20 protein-coding genes and 2 riboswitches are annotated in these 24,258 nt (G+C 46.8%); of the genes, 11 read left to right on the plus strand and 9 right to left on the minus strand.

The genetic code is table 11. The annotated features are described in order from the left end of the window. Window positions 1–27: 27 nt before the first annotated feature. A complete protein-coding gene (locus ACFQ2O_RS07430) occupies window positions 28–657 on the minus strand; it encodes a DsbA family protein (protein WP_377524972.1) in 630 nt (209 codons plus the stop codon). 185 nt (window positions 658–842) lie between these two features. Then, window positions 843–1,628, minus strand: a complete 786-nt coding sequence (locus tag ACFQ2O_RS07435) for an SDR family NAD(P)-dependent oxidoreductase (protein ID WP_377524976.1) — start codon at window positions 1,626–1,628, stop codon at window positions 843–845. A gap of 116 nt (window positions 1,629–1,744) precedes the next feature. Here ACFQ2O_RS07435 and ACFQ2O_RS07440 point away from each other — a divergent pair, with 116 nt between their 5' ends. From ACFQ2O_RS07440 to xrtN, 4 genes are all read left to right on the plus strand, one after another. Beyond that, complete coding sequence (locus tag ACFQ2O_RS07440) at window positions 1,745–2,389, plus strand: hypothetical protein (protein WP_377524979.1); 645 nt, start codon at window positions 1,745–1,747, stop codon at window positions 2,387–2,389. 69 nt (window positions 2,390–2,458) lie between these two features. Then, entirely contained in the window at window positions 2,459–2,707 is a 249-nt protein-coding gene (locus ACFQ2O_RS07445; RefSeq protein WP_377525033.1) for a winged helix-turn-helix domain-containing protein, read from the plus strand. Between the two features lie 164 nt (window positions 2,708–2,871). Beyond that, window positions 2,872–5,382 (plus strand): XrtN system VIT domain-containing protein, encoded by a 2,511-nt coding sequence (locus ACFQ2O_RS07450; RefSeq protein ID WP_377524982.1) that lies wholly within the window; start codon window positions 2,872–2,874, stop codon window positions 5,380–5,382. Next, a complete protein-coding gene (xrtN, locus tag ACFQ2O_RS07455) occupies window positions 5,379–6,740 on the plus strand; it encodes an exosortase N (RefSeq protein ID WP_377524985.1) in 1,362 nt (453 codons plus the stop codon). Before ACFQ2O_RS07450 ends, xrtN begins: the two co-directional genes overlap by 4 nt. 92 nt (window positions 6,741–6,832) lie before the next feature. On the opposite strand, the gene ACFQ2O_RS07460 is transcribed toward xrtN, so the two are convergent. Beyond that, window positions 6,833–7,399, minus strand: coding sequence for a hypothetical protein (locus tag ACFQ2O_RS07460; RefSeq protein WP_377524988.1), 567 nt, complete (start codon window positions 7,397–7,399; stop codon window positions 6,833–6,835). Between the two features lie 281 nt (window positions 7,400–7,680). Between ACFQ2O_RS07460 and ACFQ2O_RS07465 the strand changes: the two genes are divergently transcribed. The 4 genes from ACFQ2O_RS07465 to ACFQ2O_RS07480 all read left to right on the plus strand — a co-directional run bounded on the left by ACFQ2O_RS07465 (window position 7,681) and on the right by ACFQ2O_RS07480 (window position 12,008). Then, window positions 7,681–8,400, plus strand: coding sequence for a hypothetical protein (locus ACFQ2O_RS07465; protein ID WP_377524991.1), 720 nt, complete (start codon window positions 7,681–7,683; stop codon window positions 8,398–8,400). A 197-nt stretch (window positions 8,401–8,597) separates the two neighbouring features. Beyond that, window positions 8,598–8,701: riboswitch (SAM riboswitch) on the plus strand. Window positions 8,702–9,013: 312 nt separating this feature from the next. Further along, entirely contained in the window at window positions 9,014–9,733 is a 720-nt protein-coding gene (locus tag ACFQ2O_RS07470) for a phosphoadenylyl-sulfate reductase (RefSeq protein ID WP_377524994.1), read from the plus strand. 108 nt (window positions 9,734–9,841) lie between these two features. After that, window positions 9,842–10,750, plus strand: a complete 909-nt coding sequence (gene cysD, locus ACFQ2O_RS07475) for a sulfate adenylyltransferase subunit CysD (RefSeq protein WP_377524998.1) — start codon at window positions 9,842–9,844, stop codon at window positions 10,748–10,750. A gap of 1 nt (window position 10,751) precedes the next feature. Then, the gene (locus tag ACFQ2O_RS07480) at window positions 10,752–12,008 is read left to right on the plus strand and encodes a sulfate adenylyltransferase subunit 1 (protein ID WP_377525001.1); all 1,257 of its coding nucleotides are present in this window, start codon (window positions 10,752–10,754) and stop codon (window positions 12,006–12,008) included. Between the two features lie 368 nt (window positions 12,009–12,376). Here the strand turns inward: ACFQ2O_RS07480 and ACFQ2O_RS07485 are convergent, their stop codons facing one another. From ACFQ2O_RS07485 to ACFQ2O_RS07505, 5 genes are all read right to left on the minus strand, one after another. Continuing rightward, complete coding sequence (locus tag ACFQ2O_RS07485) at window positions 12,377–12,793, minus strand: OsmC family protein (protein ID WP_377525003.1); 417 nt, start codon at window positions 12,791–12,793, stop codon at window positions 12,377–12,379. Between the two features lie 147 nt (window positions 12,794–12,940). Then, the gene (locus ACFQ2O_RS07490) at window positions 12,941–14,107 is read right to left on the minus strand and encodes a trans-sulfuration enzyme family protein (protein WP_377525007.1); all 1,167 of its coding nucleotides are present in this window, start codon (window positions 14,105–14,107) and stop codon (window positions 12,941–12,943) included. 136 nt (window positions 14,108–14,243) lie between these two features. Beyond that, on the minus strand, window positions 14,244–15,776 hold the full coding sequence (locus ACFQ2O_RS07495; protein WP_377525010.1) for a TSUP family transporter: 1,533 nt from the start codon (window positions 15,774–15,776) through the stop codon (window positions 14,244–14,246). A gap of 20 nt (window positions 15,777–15,796) precedes the next feature. Next, window positions 15,797–16,633: a uroporphyrinogen-III C-methyltransferase gene (gene cobA / locus ACFQ2O_RS07500; RefSeq protein ID WP_377525014.1), complete on the minus strand. Its 837-nt coding sequence runs from the start codon at window positions 16,631–16,633 to the stop codon at window positions 15,797–15,799. Window positions 16,634–16,732: 99 nt separating this feature from the next. Further along, window positions 16,733–18,826 carry a nitrite reductase gene (locus ACFQ2O_RS07505; RefSeq protein WP_377525017.1) on the minus strand — a complete coding sequence of 698 codons (2,094 nt, stop codon included), beginning with the start codon at window positions 18,824–18,826 and terminating at the stop codon, window positions 16,733–16,735. 528 nt (window positions 18,827–19,354) lie between these two features. Continuing rightward, a riboswitch (SAM riboswitch) is annotated at window positions 19,355–19,457 on the minus strand. Between the two features lie 386 nt (window positions 19,458–19,843). On the opposite strand from ACFQ2O_RS07505, the gene ACFQ2O_RS07510 reads away from it, so the two are divergent. From ACFQ2O_RS07510 to ACFQ2O_RS07520, 3 genes are all read left to right on the plus strand, one after another. Then, the gene (locus ACFQ2O_RS07510; RefSeq protein WP_377525020.1) at window positions 19,844–22,372 is read left to right on the plus strand and encodes a TonB-dependent receptor domain-containing protein; all 2,529 of its coding nucleotides are present in this window, start codon (window positions 19,844–19,846) and stop codon (window positions 22,370–22,372) included. Window positions 22,373–22,477: 105 nt separating this feature from the next. Beyond that, complete coding sequence (locus tag ACFQ2O_RS07515) at window positions 22,478–22,762, plus strand: hypothetical protein (RefSeq protein ID WP_377525023.1); 285 nt, start codon at window positions 22,478–22,480, stop codon at window positions 22,760–22,762. A gap of 480 nt (window positions 22,763–23,242) precedes the next feature. Then, entirely contained in the window at window positions 23,243–23,908 is a 666-nt protein-coding gene (locus ACFQ2O_RS07520; protein ID WP_377525027.1) for a YczE/YyaS/YitT family protein, read from the plus strand. A 35-nt stretch (window positions 23,909–23,943) separates the two neighbouring features. Here ACFQ2O_RS07520 and ACFQ2O_RS07525 read toward each other — a convergent pair. After that, window positions 23,944–24,258, minus strand: a 315-nt coding sequence (locus tag ACFQ2O_RS07525; RefSeq protein WP_377525030.1) for a hypothetical protein, incomplete at its 5' end; no start/stop codon positions are given.

Raw genomic sequence — 24,258 nt, forward strand, 5'->3', positions numbered from 1 at the left:
ATCTTAATTAGGGATAGTTATACTTCTCTAAAGTTGCTGATAAAGACGCTGTTCTAGCTCCCGCAGACCTACATAGCCTGCTGTTAATCTTTCGATCCCTGCTGCTTTTTTAAGGTAAAGGCTCGGAAAAGTGCTTGCTCCTATACTATCTACATAGGCAAACTCCTCTTCCAGTTGTACTGCTATTTCTTCTGACTCGAAAAGAGTAAGGAAAAGGTTCTCTGGTATGCCAAACATCTTTACAAGCCGCACCAGCACATTTATATCCTTCAGGTCAAGGTTATCAACAAAGAAGGCAGAATGAAAAGCACGCAACACCTCCAGTAGAAGAGCGGGGCGTAGCAGGCGCACACAAAGCAAAGCCCGGCAGGCAGGCTCTGTACTGAACACAAAATCTTTTTGGGTAAAAAAGCGAAAGTCGAAAGGAAGTATAGTTTGCTCCTGCACCCGGTGCCAACTAATGGCAAGCTGCTCTTTTTGCTCCAACTGCAAAGGTTTAGAAGCATGCGCCTGCAAATCCCCAAACAGCACCTGCACCTGCAGCTTATCCTGCCAAAGTGCCCGCAGCCTGCGCACCACCGGCGTTGTGCCATAGCACCAGGAGCACATGGGGTTTGTTACGTACAGCAGCGAAAGGGAAGCAGTTGTTTTCTCCATAGTTCAGGCCTTTGCTTTATTTTTACCGCTTTTAGCTGCCTTGGGTTGTAGATACCCTCCACGTGGATAACCGAATTTTAAAGGAGTGATTGAGGGAGGTGTGAATTTGAGTATCAAGAAGGATTACCACCCACAGCTTTCCCTAAGTTAAAACAAAGGCTGCTAAGGGCTGAGAATTCATAACTCTATTTGTAAATCATCTTCACCGTCATGCCGCCATCTATGGCTAGGCTTTGGCCGGTAATAAAACCTGCTTTGTCGGAGCATAAAAAGAGAGATGCCTCGGCAACATCTTGTGGTAAGCCCACACGCCCCACAGGGTGCTGTTTTTTATCTTCTCCCGAATGATGTGGTTCATACCTCTCGCTATCCTTCTGCCACTCACCCACCTCTATCCAGCCGGGGGCAATAGCATTTACGCGCACGCGCTCTTCTGTTAAGCTTACCGCCAATGAATGTGTTAGCGCCTCAAGCCCACCTTTAGAGGCGGAGTAAGGGAAGGTGTTAGGTTCCGACATAAAGGCCCTTGTACTGGAGATGTTAAGTATAGCCGGATACTCTGCCTTAGCTAAAAGCGGCAGCGCATACTTGGCACAAAGTAGCGGACCACGCAGGTTTACCGCCAGTACCTGGTCAAACACTGCAACGTCAAAGTCCTGCAAAGGGCCTACAAAAGGATCGGCAATGCCAGCGTTATTAATCAGCACATCCAGCTCTTTATACTTCTCCCCTACTTCTTGCATCAGTTGTTTTACCTCCTGCTCCTGTGCCACATCACAAGGTATAAAGTCTATGGTTAGATTTTGCTTCTCCAGCCGCTGCACCGCCTCTGCTCCTGCTTCTTGGTCTTTATCCGTGATGATAACGTTGGCCCCTGCCTCAGCAAACGCCTGTGCCATGCCAAGGCCAATGCCCTGAGCACCGCCGGTTATAAGGACTGTTCTGTTGGTGTAGTATGTGTTATTATTCATGGGTAGCTCAGTTTGTAGCTGTCTTTACTGCTATCCTAAAAGTTAAGTTATTTTAGGATAGCAGCATAAAATTAATTAACCTTTTGCTATTGCAAATACGTAAGGGATTACTAACTTTGAAAAACAAAGTACTTTATATGAATCCACATCAAGAGCAACTCGCTACACTTCACGAAATAAGGAGCATTATGGATCGCTCCTCCCGTTTTATATCATTAAGTGGTCTATCTGGTGTTTCTGCAGGCGTGTTTGCTTTGATCGGCGCCGGAGTTGTTAAGTGGTATCTTGGCCAAAACAACATTCTGTACCGCAATGATTATACTGTTTCACTAAATCTGAACACGGTGGTGTTTTTGGGGAGTGTAGCAGCCTTGGTGATGATACTTGCTATTAGTACAGCTATCTATTTCACCTCACGCAAGGCACGCCAGAATAATCAGCGAGTTTGGGATAGCAAGTCGCGTCGCCTGTTGTTGAACCTAGCAATACCACTTGGTGTGGGCGGTATTTTCTGTGCTGTATTACTGTATCATGGCATTATATACTTAATTGCACCCGCCATGCTTGTATTCTATGGATTAGCGCTAATCAATGGAAGTAAGTATACCTTAAGCGATATCCGCTACCTTGGTATCTGCGAAATATTACTTGGTCTCGTATCGAGTATCTTTATTGGGTATGGCTTACTTTCTTGGGCGGTGGGTTTTGGAGCGCTTCATATTATATACGGCATGGTGATGTACTACAAATATGAGCGCTAAGGAAGCAACGTGATAGAAGTACTAGATAACATTAATAAAGCTTTTGAGAGCAGGGCACGCCTAGGCATCATGTCGGTGCTGATGGTGGAGGACACAGTAGATTTTAGCACCCTGAAAGAAACGCTACAACTGACGGATGGTAACCTTGCCAGTCACCTGCGCGCGCTGGAAGATGCAGTGTACCTGCGGGTAGAGAAGCAGTTTGTGGGCCGAAAGCCCCAGACAACCTATCATGCCACTGAGACCGGAAGGGAAGCCTTCAAGAGCCACTTGGGTGCCTTAGAGCAACTAATTTTAAATAACAGGCAGAGCGACTAATTTTTTTGCACCTAAACTTTGTAATTCAAAGTACTTTTAAATATAGTTATATAAAGCCTCGAATAATATGAGAATAAATAATATTCAGCAAATCATACAACCAAATGGATAATCAGACCCAAAAAAATTTACCATTTAACTTTGAAAAACAAAGTACTTTATAAATGAAAACAAAAACTACAGCATCCACACAACAAACTCATCAGCTGCACTACTTAGGTGCTGCATTTATTCTTACCTCTTTCCTTATCTTCTTGCTTCCTAACTGGGGAGTAGCCAGAACCGACGGAGGCACGTTTACTATCTTCTGTGCGAACTATGCTATAGCCTTTTTATACTTTGTTATACTGTTCGCTACAGGTAAGATTAGTATCAGAAGAATGTCAATTCAGCTGGACTACTTTTACCTTTTTCTGGTGCTGGCCATTATCAGTTGTTATTCCTTGAACAGGGAGATCAACATATTCCATGATTCTGCACCCTGGCTGGAGGCGTTCATCACCCTGTTCTGCGCTGCCCTAACCTTTTACAGTTTTAACAAAATTCTGCCACGGCTACTAAACCAGGTGCTATTATTTATACTTGGTGCCGGTGTGGTGCTGTGGGTATACTATGCGCTTTACCTATTACCGCTCTACCTGATAAGCGTGTTTGGTACCATCTTACTAGGTATATCGCTGCACACCTATGTGCCGCTGTGGCTTGTGCTCAGTCTTGGTTTTGGAGTAAAAAATGCAGCTGCAAAAGACAGGCAATACCTGCGCAGCTTTAGCTGCGGAGTTGCTTTTCCATTACTTTTCGCGATTTTTTATGTGGCACTATGGCACTTCCGCGAGCAGGAAATGACTTACCACAACAACCAGTACTTAATAGAGGGAAATCAGGAACTGCCACGCTGGGTTATACTTAGCCAGCAGCTACAGCCCGACTACCTCACAGAGCGCATTTTGAAAACTGACCTTGTTTACCAGGTACCGGCAGACGGATTCAGCGTTTGGGAAATGCCGGAAAACAACTTTGGAGAGATCAAGCGCCACGACCCTTTGGTAATGTTAGCAGTGTTCTTAAATGGCAAGCCAAAGCTGGACAGGCAAGAGAAGGTAAAGCTGTTGGAAAGCATGTATGACGCACGCCATCATGCCGAGCAAAGGCTGTGGAGCGGCAATAACTTAAACACCTCTAACGTGGTAACGCAGGTAAAAATCTACCCTGAGTACAGGCTCAGCTATACCGAAAAGATACTAAGTGTGCACAACAACCTAACGTCTAGCAGAAGTCAGGAAGAAGCAATTTATACTTTTTACCTCCCCGAAGGCAGTGTTGTCACCTCGCTTTCATTATGGATAAACGGGCAGGAAGAAAAGGGTTATTTAACTACTAAAGGCAAAGCCGAAACTGCCTATAATACGATTGTAGGCCAAGAGCGTCGAGATCCATCGGTGGTACACTGGCAGGAAGGCAACCGTGTATCAGTAAGAGTTTTCCCTTGCACACCCGACGAAGATAGACAGTTTAAAATTGGTGTAACCTCTCCGCTGAAGGAAGACAACGAAGAACTCATTTATGAAAATTTATACTTCAGCGGCCCATCTGCACAGGGAGCCACAGAGTCGGTTGCTTTATACTTAGAAAACCAGGTACAAGACCTGCAATTACCTAGCGGTTACGAACAGATGAAGAGCAGCCAATACCAGCGCAACGGAAAGTATGAGCAAAACTGGAAACTGAGCTTTAAAAAACCAGCACTTGCCAGCAGCAGCTTTAGCTTTGGAGGCAACAGCTATAAGTTAGCGGCACAACCAGAGCAAATGGAGCCTTTCTCACCAGCAAAAGTATTTTTAGACGTAAATGCGAGTTGGTCAGATGCAGAGCTGGATGATGTTTGGAAACTGGTAAAACATTTGCCTGTATATGTGTGGGAGGGTGAAATGACACAGCTGACTCCTGAAAACAAAGACTTTGTTCTGCAGTCTCTCCAAAAACAAAACTTCTCGCTGTTCCCATTCCAAAAGCTGAAGGATGCAGAAAACACGCTGGTAATCAGTAAAAGTACAGAAGCCTCTCCTAACCTGAGCGATTTGAAGAACACGCCATTTGCAAACGAGATGGCAGAAAAGCTGGTTCTGCAAACGCCAGTACGGGTTTATACGCTTGGAGAAACGCTGTCGCCTTACCTGAAAAGCCTCCGTGAACTGAAGGTGATTGCAAGTATGAAGGGTGATAATAAGCAACTAGCCACTTTACTACAACAACAGCGATTTATAAAAGCTTTACCAGAAAATGAGGTGGTTCGCCTGGGAGAGTCAGGGTTAACAATCACTAAATCATCAGACAAAGAAACAGTAGGGAATGCTCCCGACCACCTGATGAGGCTCTTTGCCTATAACCACATATTAAAGCAGGTGGGAGCCCGGTATTTTTGCCAGGATTTTCAGGAAGAGGAGTTGATTCAAGAGGCTGAACAAGCCAATATTGTCAGCCCGGTGTCAAGCTTGATCGTGCTGGAAACACAAGCAGATTATGAACGCTTTGATATTCAGAAAAGCAAGGACAGCCTGGGCAACGCCAGTATCAAATCGTCTGGTGCTGTTCCGGAGCCAGCAGAATGGGCGTTGATTATACTTGCCATACTTACTGTTGCTTTCATCACCCTTAAGCCATACATCCTGCGATGATAGCCACCAACTTTAGAACACAAAACAAAGAGCGCCTTTTCCTGACGCTTGGCCTGATTGGTTTTTACACAGGCATTGGAGGTTTTTTCCTGAAAGATTACCTTTTGTGGGATGCCCAATGGCTACTGGCACTTGTGCTGGTGCCATTGGTGGCCCAGCCTAAGCGCGAGAAACCTATAGCGGGCTGGCAATTATTACTTGCCACCTCACTGGCGGTTGCTGCTGCATTGCTGCAAGTCAGTACGCTTTACTTCTTCGCTTTTCTGCTTGCTTTCTGGTGTGGTGCCAACCTGATATTCGGTAGTATTTCGCTTTACCCACTGCTGCTGCTGACTGTTGCCTCTCCCATCTTCAAGTACATAGCTAATATCATCAGTTTCCCGCTAAGGCTCCAGCTTACGGAATGGGCAGTAGCAGCACTAACATACACTGGAAACACTGCCGAGGCTGCTGGCAATCTCATACTTGTTAAAGGGGAGGAGTTTTCTGTTGACCCTGCCTGTGCCGGACTTTCGATGCTATCACTATCGCTGATTATTGCAGTTTTTATACTTGCCCATCTTCAAAAAAGCAAACAAGGTAACTGGCCCCTATGGGCTGTGGTCACAATGCTCTTGGCTATGCTTGCGCTCAACTTATTTGCTAACCTGCTACGCATCCTGTTGCTGGTGTGGTTTAAAGTTCTGCCCGGTAACCCGATGCATGATGTTATGGGACTCCTTTGCCTGACATTTTATGCCATAATGCCTTTTTACCTGCTGGCTCAGCTTTGCTTCAAGTATACAGGCCCAACCCAGACCAAAAAAAGATTCAGATCAAGCGTAAGTCTGCGGGGCATGCTGCTGCTTAACTACCTGCTTCTGTTAATGCTGGTCATCTGCGGACTTGGGGTGCAGCAAGCAGGTTTAACTACGCCAGCAGATGCTACTGCTGCTCCAACATTAGCCGGGTTTAACCAGGAAAGTATGGAGAACGGCGTCATAAAGTACAGCAATGCACATGCCCTAGTTTACCTAAAGCCGGTACAGGCGTTTTATTCCACAGAGCATCACCCCCTCATCTGCTGGGAAGGCAGCGGCTATAAATTCAGAAATGTACAAACGCTACAGTTAAAGTCAGACACTGTATATGTTGGCGAACTACAAAAAGGAAAAGACAAGCTGTATACCGCCTGGTGGATGGACAATGGCAAGCATAGAACAATTGAGCAACAGGACTGGCGATGGCGTATGCTAAAAGGAGAACCTCCGTTCAGGCTGGTCAACCTCACTGTGGCGCATAAAGCAGAACTAGCCCCGTCCATACTTACTCTGCTGCAAAAGCAGGAGCAGGATAGAATTGCGTTAAACACTTTATAGGTTGCTCTATGTGGACAGGAGGGACAAGTATACTTGATATTAGTTCCGCCTGAAAAAAAGGTAGGCTTGTAATGCGCTTACACTAAGCCACCTTACCAAGTACTATAAGTTAGCTTAGTATCAAACCGACCATCGGTAATAGTCATTTTCTTGGTATCGTCGCTGTAGTGTTCCAGCACACCTTCAAATTGGCCAGATACAATATGGTTTACAGTATCTAATTTGGTGATGCTAACAGTAAAAGTGGAGTTGCTGCCTAACTGGTAAAAGTCGTTCTGGCTCATGTCAACCACAAAGCTGGCATTGTCTTCCTGCCCTGGCTTAAGCTGGTAGGTGCCGGTGGCGCTGATGTTTCTGCCGTGCAGGCTGAACTGTTGCGAGATGTTCTTCTTTTTATCGTTGTAGTAGGCCGATAGAACAAGCGAACGGGAGCCATCCTGGTTTTTGTGCAGCCTGCCCTCCACCACATTATCGTCGCAAACAGACCAATTGCAGATGTCCCCCTGATTAACCCATACTTTGCCATCTGCTTTAAAGCCAAGGTTATTGCGGGCATCCTGCGTGACAGGCGGCAGGCTCAGCTCAGAGTCTTTGTCGCAGGAGCTTATACTTGTAATAAACAGCAAACACAGCAGCAGGTGTAGGAGATTGCGCTTCATAAACAACAGCTAAACAATTAGATAAAAAGGCATCTAAAGTAGTGCCTTTTTATCCTGTTCAGAAATACTTTGACATAATTTTCGTGAACAATGAAACCGCTTATGACTGAGCTTTCTGTCACCCCTCCACCTAGTTGCTGCTTGCCGCGTACCCAAGCTATACAACATCACTAAGCATAAACAGCTGCAAAATTTACGTATCAAAATAACCTATCACTACTCAACCTAAACCCATGCTCCTTTCGTTTAAATACCACGTTTAACTTAAGTGTTGAAGGACTATGAACACCCTACCTGTCAACTGGCTTACTGAGGGGCTTCTGGATTTTGAGTACAAGAAGTACCTGCTGCTGGCTTATCTGAAAGCTGCCAAGAATGAATTTGGAAAGCAGCGCCTCTACCCTATTTTCTCGGACCTTATTATGCACTACCGCAACCTGCAACAGGTTAAAGAGCACAAGCAACTCGTCTATGAAAAATTCCCGCAGCGCATCAGCCGTGCCGATTTTGAGAAACTAGAGCTGGTGTATGAGAAAATTGTGGAAGATGACGAGACCATGCAGCAGATAGAAGAGATCATACAATATGCCACACCCCTTTTCAGCGACACCTTGCAAGAGGGTAAGGAGCTATATGATTTTGTAGAACGCCACCTGGAAATTAACCCAATAGGCATTACACCTATGTACCACAACGAAGGCTATTTGTTCCTTGACACTTATACAGGCAAAGAAACACTGGTATATATGTATAATATTACTGTTTTCGAGAACACCTATGAAAAGTATAGGGGGATTCATACTACACACCTGCAAACGGTTAGGCGTGGGCTGGCAAAAACACACGAGCAGCTAAAAGTAGAGCTGATAAAAGAACGACAGCAGTTACCGAATCCTGCTACCTTCCTGGCTGTGGCCAAGGTACCTATGTCCTTAGAGCACTCCCTGTTGCCTATAGCAAAGCGCTCACTTGTAAAGTATGTTACCCGACTGGCAGCATAGGCCGTACTGCCTCTTATAAAGCTTCTAAGAGTAAGGGTGATAGGTTCGTACTATAACTTTGCCACCGTTTATTGCGTTGTGAGGCGTGTATCAGATTTGAATGGCTGTTTTACAATATTTTACACGTAAAACTTATACATCTCAGAAAAAGCCGTATTTTTGCATACAGAACACCAAAGGACGTTACGTCTGTAATAAATTTATAAAGAAGAGGCGAGAGACTAGGCTCCACGACCCTCTGGCAACCTCCAAAATGGTAAGGTGCCAATTCCTATCCCGGTGTGGCCGGGGCATATAAATTAGAATAGCAATGCAAACCTACTACTCAACATCAGCAATCAGAATGGCAGGCCGTGGTACAGCCACCGCTTATGTTGCCCTTTTCACAACATCTGCACAGCTAAAGCAGACTTGTTGTTGCTGTTGTATGTGCTAGTGCATAGCACCTCCCCCACAAATGTTTCGGTTCAGGAGCTAACCTCCTATAATCTTATCTTCTTGTTATAAGCCAAGATTACCCGTCAGGCTGCTTGTAAAGCAAACGGCATGGTTGTGGCTCTAAACCGAAAACCAGATTTACCAATTCAGTTTTCAAGAGATTAAAGTATACCCCATGGATTTATCACAAGATTTGCTGGCAAAGCTCGATACCTTGCGTACTGCCCTGTCTCAAATTCCGGCTGAAGAGGGCTTACGTATTCTGGCGCAGGAATTCCAAGGCAGCATCGCCTTTTCCTCCAGCCTTGGTGTAGAAGATCAACTCGTTACGCATTATATTTTTGAAAATAACCTGCCGATACGGGTGTTCACACTGGATACAGGCCGCCTCTTTAACGAGAGCTATACCCTGCTGCACAAAACCAACAACCACTACGGCAAAAAGATAGAAGTATACTTCCCGAAGCATGAGGCGGTAGAGCAGTTGGTAAACGAAAAAGGCCCCATGAGCTTCTACAACTCCATCGACGACAGAAAACAGTGCTGCTACATCCGTAAGGTGGAGCCACTGAACCGCGCCCTGCAAGGAGTGAACATCTGGGTGACGGGTATCCGCGCAGATCAATCAGGTGCGCGCCAGGACCTGCAACTGCTGGAATGGGACGAAGGCCACCAACTGATTAAGTATAACCCATTGCTGGACTGGTCGCTAGAGGATGTAAAGGATGCTGTAAAAACGCTGAACATCCCATACAACCCGCTGCACGACAAAGGCTTTGTAAGTATAGGTTGCGCCCCTTGTACCCGTGCCATTGCTGAAGGCGAAGACTTCAGAGCCGGCCGCTGGTGGTGGGAAGACAACTCCAAAAAAGAATGCGGCTTGCACGCGAGATAAGAGTTAAGAATTAAAAATTCAGAATTAGGGATGATGCTTTATGAAAGGACAGATACAGACTCTACCACTTCATAATTCAATCATTCGCTCATTCATCTATTCAAAATTATGACAAAGAGATATCTGGATTACCTCGACCAGTTGGAGGCAGAAGCCATCCACATCATGCGTGAGGTAGCGGGGCAGTTTGAAAAGCCAGCCCTGCTCTTTTCGGGCGGCAAAGATTCTATTACACTGGTACGCCTGGCTGAGAAAGCCTTTAGACCGAGTAAATTCCCGTTCCCGCTGGTGCACATCGACACTGGCCACAACTTCCCGGAAGCCATCCGCTACCGCGATGAATTAGCAGAGCAGCTGGGCGAGAAACTGATCGTGCGCAACGTGGAAGACACCATCAAACGCAAGAGCTTGTCAGAGCCGAAAGGCCGCTACGCCAGCCGAAATGCGCTACAGACGCATACCCTTTTGGAAACCATCGAAGAGTTTGGCTTTGATGCCTGCATTGGTGGTGCCCGCCGCGACGAAGAAAAAGCCCGCGCCAAAGAGCGCATCTTCTCTGTTCGTGACGAGTTTGGCCAGTGGGACCCGAAACGCCAGCGCCCGGAGCTGTGGAACATCTACAACGGCCGCATCACAAAAGGCGAAAACGTACGTGTGTTCCCGATCTCAAACTGGACGGAACTGGACGTATGGAATTACATCAAACGTGAAGGCATTGAATTGCCGAACATCTACTACACACATGAGCGTGAATGCCTGGTGCGTGATGGGAAGCTGATGGCATGGTCTGACTTTATTTATCAGGAGCCGGACGATGTGGTGGTGAGAAAGCAGGTACGTTTCCGCACGGTAGGCGATATGACCTGTACAGCTGCTGTAGAGTCAATCGCACATGATATAGACGGTGTAATCGCAGAGATTCTGGAGTCTAAAATAAGTGAGCGTGGCGCAACCCGTATTGATGATAAGCTGTCTGAGACAGCGATGGAAGACCGCAAAAAAGGAGGATACTTTTAAGATGGATATACTAAGATTTATTACCGCAGGCAGTGTAGACGACGGCAAAAGCACCTTGATCGGTCGCTTGCTATATGATACGAAGCAGATTTTTGCTGATCAACTGGAAGCCATTGAAAGCTCTGGCCGCTTGAATGAAGACGGACAGGTAGACTTATCACTGTTAACAGATGGTCTGAAGGCAGAGCGCGAGCAGGGTATCACCATTGATGTAGCTTATAAGTATTTCTCTACCGAAAAGCGTAAGTTTATTATTGCTGATGCGCCGGGCCATATCCAGTATACCCGCAACATGGTTACGGGTGCGTCCAACTCAAACCTGTCTATCATACTTGTAGATGCCCGCAAAGGGGTACAGGAGCAGACGCGTCGTCACTCTATTATCTCTTCCTTGCTAGGTATTCCGCACTTAGTTATCTGTATCAATAAGATGGACCTGATAGGTTATGACGAGCTGGTATACAATCAGATTGTAGAAGATTATAAGCTTTTTGCTAAAAAGCTGAATGCGAAAGACATCACTTTTATACCTGTCAGCGCTTTGAAAGGCGACAATATTGTAGAGGGTTCTGAGCAGACTATGCCGTGGTATCAGGGGCCAAGCCTGCTGGAGCACCTGGAGCAGGTGCCAGTTTCACAGGATTTTAACCTGAAGGATTCCCGCTTCCCGGTACAGTATGTTATTCGCCCACTCACGGCAGAGCACCACGACTACCGTGGCTACGCTGGTAAAGTGATCAGTGGCACGTATAAAGCTGGCGATAAAGTAACGGTGCAGCCATCAGGCCAGACAACTACCGTTAAGTCTGTGGAGCTAGGCGGGAAAGTGTTAGAGGAGGCTTTTGCCCCTATGTCTGTTGTTTTGCAGCTAGCCGATGAAGTAGATATTAGCCGTGGTGACATCATAGTTAAAGCAGACGAAAACCTAGAGGTAGCGCAGGAGTTTGAGGCCACCGTATGCTGGATGCACAACAAAGCCCTAAAACCAGGTGCTAAGCTATTGCTTCGTCATAACTCTTCTGAAACCCGCTGCGTGGTACGCAACATCGATTACAAAATCGACATCAACACGCTGGATCACCTGGAGGATGTGGACCAGATACAACTGAATGACATCTGCCGTGTGCAGATCAAAACAGCTTCTCCGCTCCTGCTCGATAAGTATGAGTATAACCGTTCAAACGGTGGTTTTATATTGGTCGACGAAACTTCTTTTGCCACTGTAGGTGCCGGTATGGTTTCTGAGATAGAGTATTAGCTATAAAGCCATATAGATAATAAAAGCCGCTGCAAGTATAAACTGCAGCGGCTTTTTGTTTATAATCAGGATTTTCAGGATGAACAGGATTACAGGATTAAAATAGATTTGATGATGCAAACGTCCTCTTTAATCACCCATGCCGCAAGTTTAGCGGTAGCGTAACTTGTGGCATAATGTGGGGCCAGTTTGTAACTGGCGTTACTTGAGCTATACATCAAACTGACTCTAAGTACAACCGCCAGTTACAAACTGGCGGCTAGTAAACTAAAGGTGTTGATTCACGAAAGTTTGTACAAAATCCAGCAAGTGTAACTAAAATCTAATCCTGTCCATCTACTCATCCTGTAAATCCTGACCCATATACCCTACTTTATCAGCTCAAAGCTGTAGTTGATGGTAGCTGTCTTATAAAGGATGGCTGCCACCGAGCAATACTTATCCATCGATAGTTGAATAGCCTGCTGTACTTTAGCTTCCTCCAATGGTCCGCCAAGTACGAAATGTATATGGATCTCTTTAAAAAGCGAAGGCACCTCACCTGGAGTACGCTCCGCCTTCACGTTGATGTTAAAAGAATCTATCTGCTGGCGCTTCTTCTTCAGAATCTGGATAATATCAATGGCGCTGCAACCGCCAAGGCCCATTAAAAGCAGCTCCATAGGACGGGCACCTGCATTGTGTCCACCAATTTCCGGTGAACCATCTATATTTATTTCTACCCCGGATGCACCTGTTGCAGCGAAGTGAAAATCTTGATCTACTCGCGTTAAATTAACTTCCATGTTTTATGTGCTAGTATGGCTGCAAACTACAGCAGCCATTATTGTTAATGTAAGTTTATACTTATATCTGCTAAAGCAAAAGCCTTGTTACGAAAGCTGAAAGCTTTCCTTATGACAACCACAAGATGAAATCTTGCGGTAGTTTTTCTAAACTGCTTCCAATGCTTGTGTAATATCTTCGATAATATCCTTTATACTTTCCAGGCCGACAGATACACGTACCAAGCCAGGGGTGATACCAGTGGCTGCACGTTCTTCTTCTTTCAGCTTGGAGTGTGTGGTTGAGGCTGGGTGTGTAACAATCGTTCTGGTGTCTCCGAGGTTTGCGCTTATGCTAGCCATCTGTAGGTTGTCGATAAAGCGCTTGGCAGCATCGTAGCCTCCTTTTAGTTCTAAGGTAACTATTCCCCCACCCTGGCGCATTTGCTTTTTAGCCAACTCATACTGCGGGAAAGATGGCAGAAACGGATAATTCACCTTTTCCAGCGCTGGATTGCCTTCTAAAGCTTCTGCCAGTTTTAGTGCGTTTTCACAGTGCTTCTCTACACGGAGTTGCAGCGTTTCAAGGCTTTTAGACAGCACCCAGGCATTGAACGGTGACATAGCCGGACCAGTATGGCGGGCAAAGTATCGGATCTGCGCAATCAGCTCTTTGGTGCCCACTGCTATTCCTCCAAGCACACGCCCCTGTCCATCAATATACTTGGTGGCAGAGTGCAGCACCAGGTCGGCACCAAAATCTGTGGGGTTTTGCAGCACAGGTGTGGCAAAGCAATTATCTACTATAAGCAACAGGTTATGCTTGCGCTTCAGCTCGCCCAGCCACTCCATATCAATTAGCTCAAGGCCCGGGTTAGAAGGTGTTTCGATAAGAATAAGCTTAGTGGCAGGTGTAATCAGGCTCTCCCACTCTTCTGGCTTGCTGGCATCGGCGTAGCTATACGATATCCCCCACTTCGGAAAGATGTTGGTCAGCAGTTGGTGGGTAGACCCGAATAGTGAGCGACAGGCAAGCACATGGTCACCGGACTGTAAGAGCGCTCCTAAGCTACCGAAAATAGCCCCCATTCCCGAAGCAAAGGCAAAACCATCTTCTGCTTTCTCGAGGTGGCACATTTTCTGGAGCAGCTCGTCTACATTAGGGTTTGCATAACGCGAGTACACCTGCCCCTGCTCTTCCTCCGCGAATACAGCACGAGCCTGTTCCGCATCTTCAAAAACAAAGCTTGAGGTTAAGTATAAAGGTACGGAGTGCTCTCGGTAGTGAGACCGCTCTGCCTGGAGGCGAATCGCTCCGGTAGAATTATCGCTCATGAACAGTAGTTTTTTTCTAAGGTTAGATAATATTTAGTCTGAATCAGGATTTACTGGATATTAGAATGGACAGGATACCATGACCATAAATAGGTATTGACGAACAGGCAATACCTATTTATTCTTAATTCTTAATTTAAAAAGGTAGCGCCATCACGATCAGTCTTAAACTTACGATAATCACCACAATACCTACAATGATCATCATAGTTTTAACCGGAAGTTTACGTGCAAGTCTCGCCCCAATAGGAGCAGAAATAGAGCCGCCTAAAATCAAACCGATGATAATTTGCCAGTGCGAAATGCCTGCAAACGCTATGAAAGTAGCCGAGCTGGCAATAGACACAAAGAACTCCGCCAAGTTAACAGAACCAATGGTATACATCGGGCTACGGCCTTTGGCAATAAGCGTGGACGACACAATAGGTCCCCAGCCACCGCCACCGATGGCATCCAGAAAGCCACCTACTGTAGCCAGAAAACCTAAGCGCTTCACAGGCTGCTTTTTTGCTTTTTTGCGCAGTACCTTTCTCAAGATAAGTATGCCTAACACCAACGTATAAAACGCCACTATGGGCTTGATGATAAACAGATATTCCTCAAAACTAAACAGCAGGTAAGCGCCAAGTATAGCACCCAGGACTCCGGGCAGCACTATGCTTTTAAAAAGTTTACTGTTCACATTTCCGAACTTCAGGTGCATCCAGCCAGATACGCCCGATGTAAAAATCTCGGAGGCATGTACGCTGGCACTTGCCGCCACCGGGCTCACGCCAAAGCTTAGCAAAAAAGTAGTGGCACTTACGCCATAGGCCATCCCTAGTGCACCATCTATAAGCTGCGCTACAAAGCCCGCAAGTATAAAAACTAGAATATCTGAGTCTACCTGTGCTGCAACATCCATGGCAGCGTCGCCAATGCTTTGCAGCGGAATGTAAGTAAACAGCAGGTGGCCTGTCACCATCAGGGCAATAGCCGCAAAAGCTATTACTAAGATAGAGGTAACGCCGTACCAGGAGCGTTTCTTTTTAGGTACCGGAGACACCAGCCCTTCGGTGAGTGCATTTAACTGCTTTACCTTCTCAGCAAAGTCACCGTTAAGCTGCGCCCTGATTTTACCCATTTTACCGAGCACCTGGTCTATTTCCTCGGGGAATGCCTCATTCAGCACCTCTTTTACTCTTTTGGCAACTGTCGGAGATTTACCGTTAGTAGAGATACCGAACTTCAGGCTTCCCTTTTGCACCACGGAGCCAAGGTAAAAATCACACTGCTGCGGCGTATCGGCTACATTTGTAAGTATTTTCCTCGACTTTGCCAAGTCGCGAATTGCCTTGTTCAGTACATGGTCATCTGTGGCAATCAACACAACGTCCTTATCTGCCAAGTCATTCTCCTGAAACTCGCGCACAACCAACTCCACATGCGGGTGTTTGGCTGCCAGTGCCCAAATATCCACGTGAATTGCCGGTGCCACTAACTTCACTTTTGCCTTAGGGCTGTTCGCAAGTATGGCCGAGAGCTTTTCCAAACCCACTGCCCCACCGCCAACCACCAACGTTTGAAGTTCCTCTAGCTTCAGGAAAACAGGGAACAAAGGGTTGGCAGCTTCTACTGCCACTGGTGCCGCGGGTGAAAGGGTAATATTATCGTCCTGGAGATTATCCATTTGTATTTGTTCTTTTATACTTACACAGCCGCTAATACCTGCTGCTTCTGCAGCGCTAAAGTATAGCGTAGCGCCGGGTGATAATTAACGACCTCTCCTAACACAATGATAGCAGGAGCTCCCACTTTCTTTGCTTCTACCCGCTCCACAATGTTGTGCACGTTGCCTAGTACAATCTTCTCGTCAGGCAGTGAGCCATTCTGTATCACGGCTACTGGCAGGTCGGCTTTACCAGCGGCTGCATATATTTCTAAAATCTGTGGCAATTTACTCACTCCCATCAGAATTATCACGGTAGCGTTGGATTGAGCCGCCAAACTTATATCAGCAGATATCTCACCCGAGCTGGTTGTGCCTGTAATTACCCAAAAGCTTTCGTTCACGCCACGTATGGTTAGCGGTATTTGCTGTAGCTCCGGCACCGCAATAGAACTGGAAATACCCGGCACCACCTCCGTCTGGATGTTAAACTTATCGGCATAAGCCAACTCTTCGTAGCCCCGGCCAAACACAAAGGAGTCGCCTCCTTTCAGGCGCACCACATGCCCATGTGAGAAGGCAGAGTCCACGATCAGGTGGTTTATTTCATCCTGCTTTAAGTAATGCGCTCCGGCACGCTTGCCCACAAAAATTTTTGGTGCATCCGCCGGTGCATGCTGCAACAGTTCCGGGTTTACCAGCGCATCATACAGCACCACATCGGCCTGCTGCAGCGCTTTTATACCTTTCAGCGTGATCAAGTCTTCATCTCCGGGGCCTGCGCCTACCAGTGTTAGCCTCGGTAGTTTATACTTTGCTAGCCCTGTCTGCTGCGCACCCGCAGCTATAGCCCTTATCTCTTTTCTTCTAGATGCCATGTATTTTTAATTTTGAATGAGTGAATGTGTGATTGAGTGAATGTGGATGATGAAAAATCAGGGTTTGCTACTTTCCTGAAGATTCGCTCATCCACTCAATCACTCATTCACAACTTTTTCCTGGCGATACCGGCTTGCTTCCTGCAGAAACAGCAGGGCCTGGTTCAGGTAGTCTTTTGCAAAGGCCTCGCTTGGTTCATTTTGGTTGATCTGCAGCACTTTGCTCTTGAAGTCTGCACCAAAAGTGAAAATGCCAGGCTCAACAAAGTTCTTGTCAAACTCCTCCATGATGCTGTTCTGCGTATTGGTGCTCACATTTTTGTCTAGCAGCAGGCCTTTCGCTGTGCTGATGAAGGCAGCATAGCCGTAGTAAATGGCATCCGCAAAGCGCTTATCTTCCATCGCTTCTCCGGCCCATTCCAGCTTCTCATCGGCTTCATACAGCAGCGTCGCCACCAAGTCTATCATCACACCGGCACACTCCCCCACTCCAATGGCAGGTTGAAAATCATTTTGATGCCCCCAATCAATAAAGTCATCGGGTGTTAAAGTGGTAAGGTCAGTAAGCGGCTTTAGTAACTGGTAAAAATAGTCTTTACCGTTGCGGTCGTAGTAAGCATTAAAGCGTTCACCTTCCTGCTTCTTTGCCTGGTAATCGTTCAGCACATAGCGCAACACTTCGGGTCCACGCTTGCTTGGCACTTTCAGCAGCTTTTGCGCTATGCGGCCTTCACCGTTGTTCACGGTGCCGCCGCCTAATAGCACCTGCAGCGCCGGAACCACGTTTTTTCCGCTCTTGAGCGAGGAGCCATGAAAACCCAGATTCGCCATGCCATGCTGGCCACAGGAGTTCATACAGCCGCTTATCTTTATTTTAATGTCGGTGTTAAAGAGCATCTCCTGGTACTCCTGCACAATCACCTGCTCCAGTACTTTGGTGATATTCGTACTATTCGAGATGCCTAAGTTGCAGGTGTCGGTACCCGGACAGGTGGTAATATCGGCAACGCTGTTGAAGCCGGGCTCTGCAAGGCCCAATTCATCTAGCTGAGCAAAAAAGTATGGCAGCGCCTCTGCACGCACGTACTTCAGCAGCAAGTTCTGGCCCTGCGTAACACGTATCTCATCGGCTGCAAACTCCCGCACCAATGGCACCAACTTTCTGGCTGTAGTGCTACTGATGTCTCCAATTTGCACTTTGATATAGATACCGTAGAAGCCATCCTGCTTTTGGCTGAACACATTCGTCTTTAGCCACTTTTTATATTTATCGGTATCCTCCACTACGAAGTCAGGGATTTGCTTAGCTGCCGGAAGTGCCGGATTAAAATCTATACTTTTGTCTATCTCATAGACATGCGACTTTAGTGCCTTGTATTCCTCGTTCACCAGACGCATCACTTCATCCAGCCCCAGTTTTGCGATCAGGTATTTAAACCTGGCTTTGTTGCGGTTGTTGCGCTCCCCATAGCGGTCAAAAATGCGCAGTACGCCTTCTATAAGCGGAATCACCTGGTTCTCTGGCAGAAATTCAAAAGCTGTATGTGCCAGTGCCGGCTGAGCGCCTAACCCACCTCCAATCATCACTTTAAAGCCGCGCGCTCCATTTTTAAGCTTTGGGATAAAGCCCAGATCATGCATGTAAGACATCGCAGTATCGGAGTCGCTGGACGAGAAGGACATTTTAAACTTTCGCCCCATGTCCTGGCAAACCGGGTTTCGCAGGAAGTATCGGAAAGTAGCATCCGCATAAGGCGACACGTCGAAGGGCTCGTTCGGATCAACACCTGCCTCCGGTGAGGCCGTTACATTACGTACGGTGTTACCGCAGGCCTCTCGCAAGGTAATATCGTCCTGCTCCAGTTTCGCCCAAAGTTCAGGTGTTCTGTCCAGGCTCACGAAGTGAATCTGGATATCTTGGCGCGTAGTCAGGTGCAGGTTACCTGTTGAGTACTCGTCTGAAATATCAGCAATGCGCGTCAGTTGCTGGGTGGTCAGCTTTCCGAAAGGCAGTTTGATGCGCACCATCTGCACCCCTAATTGGCGTTGGCCATATACGCCACGCGCCAAACGCAGGCTCTTAAACTTATCTTCCTGGAGCTTTCCTTCGCGGTAAAGGCGTATCTTTTTCTCCAGTTCGATGATGTCTTTTTCAACTATGGGGTTTTCTATTTCTGTTCTGAAGCTTTGCATGCTGAAGGTATAAATTGCCGCCTAAGCGACCTGGTGGTACAATATGGTATAGGAGTTTCGGGCGCGGCCTATGTTGGCTGCGCTACAAAGGGGTGTATAAGTATAGATTTACCTAACAGGCGCGCATGCCTAACAACTGCTGCATACAGCAACAGCAGGCAAGGGCAAGGCACATAGCGGTAACTTGTGCAGCAATAGGTGCTGCAGCAAAGGAGTGGCGGAAGTATAAAACGGAAGTAGTGGCTGCTGTACGCATACTATCTGCTATGGAACACTGAAAAGCAGCTCGCAAAAGCGTTGCTTGATTTACCGCAGTATCAGTGCTCAAATAAAACGTGTGAAAAGCGGGCAGTTTGCCTTGGTGGCAAATAGATCAAAATCAAGCCCGAAAAAAGAGAGGGTTCCTTAGCAGGTACAACAGCAACAACACATCGCGGCAGAAGCGGTGGCAATAGAGGAAGCCAGGCTATTTTGAAGAGAAACGCTTCCGGATGCTGAGATGTAAATTGTCGTGTTCATGATTGTTTAAATTTATATTTTCCCTTTGTTGGGCAGGATGTGGCACCTTTCCGAAGCGGATGGTTGCCAGAGGGTCGTGGAGCCTGTTCTCTCGCCTCTTCGTCTATAAATTCTCTTGCGGTGTGCAACAGTATTCGCTGCAAATGTACTTAACAAAAATTAAAAAGATACAGAAGCAGCATATTTTTTAAGAATAAGACAATCAACAACTGGTAAAATGCCCATTTAAGCAAAGCAGGCGCACTTCCGCATGCTTCGGCTCTGCGTGCTACTCACCTCTCCTGCTACCATATCCGACCAATACTCTGTTTCGGCCTACTAACAGCTAATCGGGTTACTGCAGCCATTCATATAGAAATGAACTCTATTGGTATAATCTGTTTTATCAGCTCAAAAAAGCAGCTTTACTTTGCAATGTTAAGAAGTCATAAAAGCACTAATGAGGAACTTTCCCAGCTACAAAAGCACCAACTACTACCATACTTGTACACCATAACTATGAAGAAGAATCTACTTTTAATCCTGCTTGGCCTGAGCACCTCCGCCGTGCTGGCACAGGCACCACAGCAGGCTCGACCCCAGCAGCAGACAGCCATACCTGGCACAAGTGCTCCAAAGGGTAACGCTAAAATCAGCGGCACTATACTGGATGCCGATACGAAGCAGCCTATTGAGTTTGCCACCGTGGCGCTTATTAACCTCAGCACCGGCAAGCCCATTGATGGCACTATGGCTGATGATAAAGGCCGCTTTACCTTACAGAAAGTAGCCGCCGGCAAGTATAAACTGAATGTTTCGTTCCTGGGCTACCTGTTGCAGGCGGTAGAGAATGTGACCGTAGCCTCTGATAATGCTGAAGTGAATGTAGGAACAGTATCACTTGGCGCCGATACAAAGAAACTGAGCGAAGTAGTGATTACAGGCGAAAAGCCATTGGTAGAAGAGAAGATAGATCGCACCGTTTACAACGCTGAAAAAGACATTACTAACGCTGGCGGCAGTGCTGCCGATGTACTGCAGAAAGTGCCTTCGCTTAGCGTAGATACAGACGGTAACGTACAGCTGCGTGGTAGCGCTAACGTGCGGGTGCTAATCAACAATAAACCTTCTTCTATCATGGCGGGTAGCGTGTCTGATGCACTCAAGCAGATTCCAGCTGACATGATCAAGTCAGTAGAGGTGATCACAAGTCCATCTGCCAAGTATGACGCTGAGGGTACGGCTGGTATCATTAACATCATCACCAAAAAAGACAGCGGCCTGCAAGGTGTAAACGGCTCTGTGGCGCTTACAGGCGGCACCCGCTCCAGCAACGGCAATGCTAGCCTGAACGTGCGCAAAGGCAAGCTTGGCATTAACGCTAATGCCAGCACCGTGCAGTTCTACAACCATGGTGATATGCGCAATGTAACGCGCTTTTACGATGAGACTCAGCTACTACGCTCCCAATTTGGCGATACAGATATACGCGGAGGCTTTTACAACGGCATGTTGGGTTTTGATTATGAGCTTTCGCCGAAGAACAACATCTCTGGAAGTATCCGCCGCAACGGGGGTGAGTTTAAGATGGAGAATGATCAGAGCCAACTGGTTACCAGAGACGGCCAACCTTCTTCTGAGGAGAGTTTCAACACAGATATCGTTAACCGAAACAAGCGCTTGGGCACTGACCTGAACCTTGATTTTGTGCACACCTTTGATAAGCCGGGACAGGAACTTGCCATTCTGGGCCAATATACCATGACAGATGCAGACACCCGAAACTACCAGGACCGTTTCAACCAGGGAGAAACCCCTTTTCAGTTGCAGCGCAACAACAACGATGGCGCAAACAATGAGTTTACAGCACAGGTAGATTATGTGCATCCTTTAGAGAATAAAACAAATGTAGAGGTAGGAGCAAAAACAATCTTGAGAGATGTAAAAAGCGATGGTGTATCGCGCGACATTTTCCGGGACATTACGAAGTCTGAGATTCTAAATTTTGACTACGGACAAGATGTTTATGCCGCTTACGCTACCTATGGTTTTATTTTCAAGAAAGTGAACGTGAAACTGGGAGCCCGCTTTGAACAAACAGAAATAGATGCTGATTATTACAAGGAGGATACAGAAGGCAAGCCTTCAAGCTCTCCTTTTACCGACAGCTATAATAACCTTATCCCGAGTGTGGCTTTCTCTTATACTGTGAAAGAAAAACATACTTTCAAGGCTAACTTCACACAGCGTATCCAGCGCCCATCGCTGTTTTACCTTAACCCATTTGACCAGAACCAGGCACCAGGCACAGTAGTGCGCGGTTATCCAGAATTGGACGCTGAACTTACAGACCTGTTTGAGCTGGGATACAGTACATACTTTAAAACATCATTTGTTAGTGCTAACTTATACATGCGCCAAACTGATAATGCCATTGAAACAGTAAATGGCGACAACAGCGGCCTACCAGACGGAACGACAGTTTTAACTTTTGGTAACGTAGCCAAAAACAAAACCTATGGCATGAGTTTCTACGGGTCTATTAAGCCTGTAAACAAGTTGACAATCGGAGGATCATCGAACGTTTATTTTGTAGACCTAAAAAGTGATACCGTTTCAAACAGCGGCTGGATGTATAACATCAATGCTAATTCATCCTACGACTTCGGAAAAGGATTTAGCGCGCAATTTAACGGCGGGTTTAATTCTAGACGCATTAACCTGCTTGGGTCCTTTGCCTCCTTCTCTTACCATAGCCTGGCTTTCAAAAAAGAACTATTTGCTGGTAAAGGCGGTGTAAGTGTTGGCCTAGACAATCCATTCCGCAAAAGCATGAAGATGAAAAACGATGTGGCTGTTTACAACAAGGAGGGTAACCTGGAGTATGAGCAGAACATCCTCATCAACAACTACAACCGTGGAGCCCGTGTTACCTTCGATTACCGTTTTGGTAAGATGGATAAACAGAAGGCACCACGACGCAAACGCAGCATCCGCAACGACGACACCAAGCAAGGTGACGGCAACGGAGCAGGCGGCGTTCAATAAAAAAGACACACTACCTAGTTCTATCTACTACTAATTGGCAACGGCCTCACCTAACTGGGTGAGGCCGTTTGTTTGTTACAGCAGTATACTTCTAGACCTCGCAGCGTGCGCAGCTCCTACGAGCGGTATCGTGCGGACAGGTCGCAACCTGTCCGCACAAAACAGAACACTGCATCTTATGCAAACTCCGACAGCCTGAGCTACCTGATTGATCCCAGTCCTTGGGTTGAGCGCCTTGTGTATGTTGCGGTGCCCGCAAGGGCAGCCCGCAGCGGAGCGAGGGCAGCTTCAGGCACACAGCGCGATACCACAGGACGAGGCCCCCGCGGCCGTGAGCGCTCCAAAGCACGAAGTGAAACACTTAGTATTTGTGAACTGGAGGATGAATAGTGGCTAGAAAGGATAGCTTGTTTCTAACTGCGGCAAACAGCTGCAATGGAAGTATAAGCAAGGGCAGGTTTGGCTAAAGCTATTGCAAGGATGGCTCTGCGAGCCAGTTGAATTACAAACTCAACACCATAAAAGCACACAAGTCTGAAGACTTGCGGCATAATAGGGAAGATGAAGCAAGCAGTGGCTGTGGAAGTATAAGCTGAAACAAGTATAGTTAAGCTGTAGCACGTATGGCTCTACGAGCCAGTAGAGCTGAAAGCTCTACACCATAAGTAGGCACTAGCTATAAGCTAGCGCCAGCGGTAGTGGCTGTGAAAGTATAAGCAGGGCGTCTAATGCACAAGCAGACGCTGCGCCAGGTAAGTTGTTTCGAATTTGCAACTGCACTTAAAATGCTGATAACATAAACCCTTCCAGCAAAACATAATGAAAGAACGGCAGGTTTTAACTATCCTTGCAATAGAATAAATACCTGACATGCAAACAAACACTTTTAAAGGCGACACGACCCGCAACTGGCTTATCCGCTATGCCTTCTTCTTTATGGGCCTCATATGCTTTGGTTTAGGGATTGCTATCTCTGTAAAAGTTAAGTATCTAGGCCTGCACCCATGGGATGTGCTGAATGTGGCGTTCTCTCAGCGGTTTGGCTTTAGCATTGGCACGTGGAGCGTTATTATTGGCCTTGTCCTGATCTTTGTTTCACTGTTTGTCAGCAGAAAGTATATCAACATCGGCACCTTTCTGAACGCCCTGCTAATCGGCCCCATACTTGACTTTTTCCTATGGCTGGATGTACTTCCTGACGCTACCCATACCTGGCTCGACTACCTGTTGTTACTGCTCGGGATTATAATAGTAGGCATTGGAGGAGGTTTGTATGTGGCAGGAGGCATTGGGGCCGGCCCCCGGGATGGTTTTATGCTTACTATCTCTGACCGCACAGGATTCTCGGTAAGCAAGGCACGTATTGTGGTAGAATGTTTGGTGCTGGTGATAGGCTACTTGCTGGGCGGGCCGGTGTTTATCGTTACCTTCTTCTACACCTTTATTCTCAGCCCAATTTTCCAGGTTTCGTTAAAGCTATTTGCCCGCCTGCGCGATATGCTCTGTGAGCCGAAGCCGGCAGAGGCTAAGGTATAAAACAAAAAAGGCAGCCGGGGAGCTGCCTTTTTTGTTTACTTCAGAGTTTCGTAAAGCTTTTTCGTTTTCACGTGCAGGGAAAACCAGTCATAGTTGTTTCTTAGCATACTGAAGTTACTTCCCTCCACTACGCCATTCACGCCTTTTCTGGCGAGTGCATCAGCAATTACCTGGTCTTCAATCACAAAAGAGTCTACTACCAAGCCCCCGTTCACAAACGAACAAGCTAAACCCTGATCATCATTTTTGTAAAGCAGCGTGTGGCTGCTTTTTAGTCCGTTTTCGATTCTTTCCAGTTCTTTCATTTTTGCTATACTTCTACAGAACATACATTTCCCAAAGCTCAATAG

Origin of the sequence: Pontibacter rugosus, from assembly GCF_042678745.1 — a bacterium.
Classification (GTDB): Bacteria; Bacteroidota; Bacteroidia; order Cytophagales; family Hymenobacteraceae; genus Pontibacter; species Pontibacter rugosus.

What these genes read in the sequence shown, in the direction of transcription:
- ACFQ2O_RS07430 (WP_377524972.1), bottom strand. Translation starts at nt 657, where the DNA reads ATGGAGAAAACAACTGCTTCCCTTTCGCTGCTGTACGTAACAAACCCC.
- ACFQ2O_RS07435 (WP_377524976.1), bottom strand. Translation starts at nt 1,628, where the DNA reads ATGAATAATAACACATACTACACCAACAGAACAGTCCTTATAACCGGC.
- ACFQ2O_RS07445 (WP_377525033.1), top strand. Translation starts at nt 2,459, where the DNA reads ATGTCGGTGCTGATGGTGGAGGACACAGTAGATTTTAGCACCCTGAAA.
- ACFQ2O_RS07450 (WP_377524982.1), top strand. Translation starts at nt 2,872, where the DNA reads ATGAAAACAAAAACTACAGCATCCACACAACAAACTCATCAGCTGCAC.
- xrtN (WP_377524985.1), top strand. Translation starts at nt 5,379, where the DNA reads ATGATAGCCACCAACTTTAGAACACAAAACAAAGAGCGCCTTTTCCTG.
- ACFQ2O_RS07460 (WP_377524988.1), bottom strand. Translation starts at nt 7,399, where the DNA reads ATGAAGCGCAATCTCCTACACCTGCTGCTGTGTTTGCTGTTTATTACA.
- ACFQ2O_RS07465 (WP_377524991.1), top strand. Translation starts at nt 7,681, where the DNA reads ATGAACACCCTACCTGTCAACTGGCTTACTGAGGGGCTTCTGGATTTT.
- ACFQ2O_RS07470 (WP_377524994.1), top strand. Translation starts at nt 9,014, where the DNA reads ATGGATTTATCACAAGATTTGCTGGCAAAGCTCGATACCTTGCGTACT.
- cysD (WP_377524998.1), top strand. Translation starts at nt 9,842, where the DNA reads ATGACAAAGAGATATCTGGATTACCTCGACCAGTTGGAGGCAGAAGCC.
- ACFQ2O_RS07480 (WP_377525001.1), top strand. Translation starts at nt 10,752, where the DNA reads ATGGATATACTAAGATTTATTACCGCAGGCAGTGTAGACGACGGCAAA.
- ACFQ2O_RS07485 (WP_377525003.1), bottom strand. Translation starts at nt 12,793, where the DNA reads ATGGAAGTTAATTTAACGCGAGTAGATCAAGATTTTCACTTCGCTGCA.
- ACFQ2O_RS07490 (WP_377525007.1), bottom strand. Translation starts at nt 14,107, where the DNA reads ATGAGCGATAATTCTACCGGAGCGATTCGCCTCCAGGCAGAGCGGTCT.
- ACFQ2O_RS07495 (WP_377525010.1), bottom strand. Translation starts at nt 15,776, where the DNA reads ATGGATAATCTCCAGGACGATAATATTACCCTTTCACCCGCGGCACCA.
- cobA (WP_377525014.1), bottom strand. Translation starts at nt 16,633, where the DNA reads ATGGCATCTAGAAGAAAAGAGATAAGGGCTATAGCTGCGGGTGCGCAG.
- ACFQ2O_RS07505 (WP_377525017.1), bottom strand. Translation starts at nt 18,826, where the DNA reads ATGCAAAGCTTCAGAACAGAAATAGAAAACCCCATAGTTGAAAAAGAC.
- ACFQ2O_RS07510 (WP_377525020.1), top strand. Translation starts at nt 19,844, where the DNA reads ATGAAGAAGAATCTACTTTTAATCCTGCTTGGCCTGAGCACCTCCGCC.
- ACFQ2O_RS07520 (WP_377525027.1), top strand. Translation starts at nt 23,243, where the DNA reads ATGCAAACAAACACTTTTAAAGGCGACACGACCCGCAACTGGCTTATC.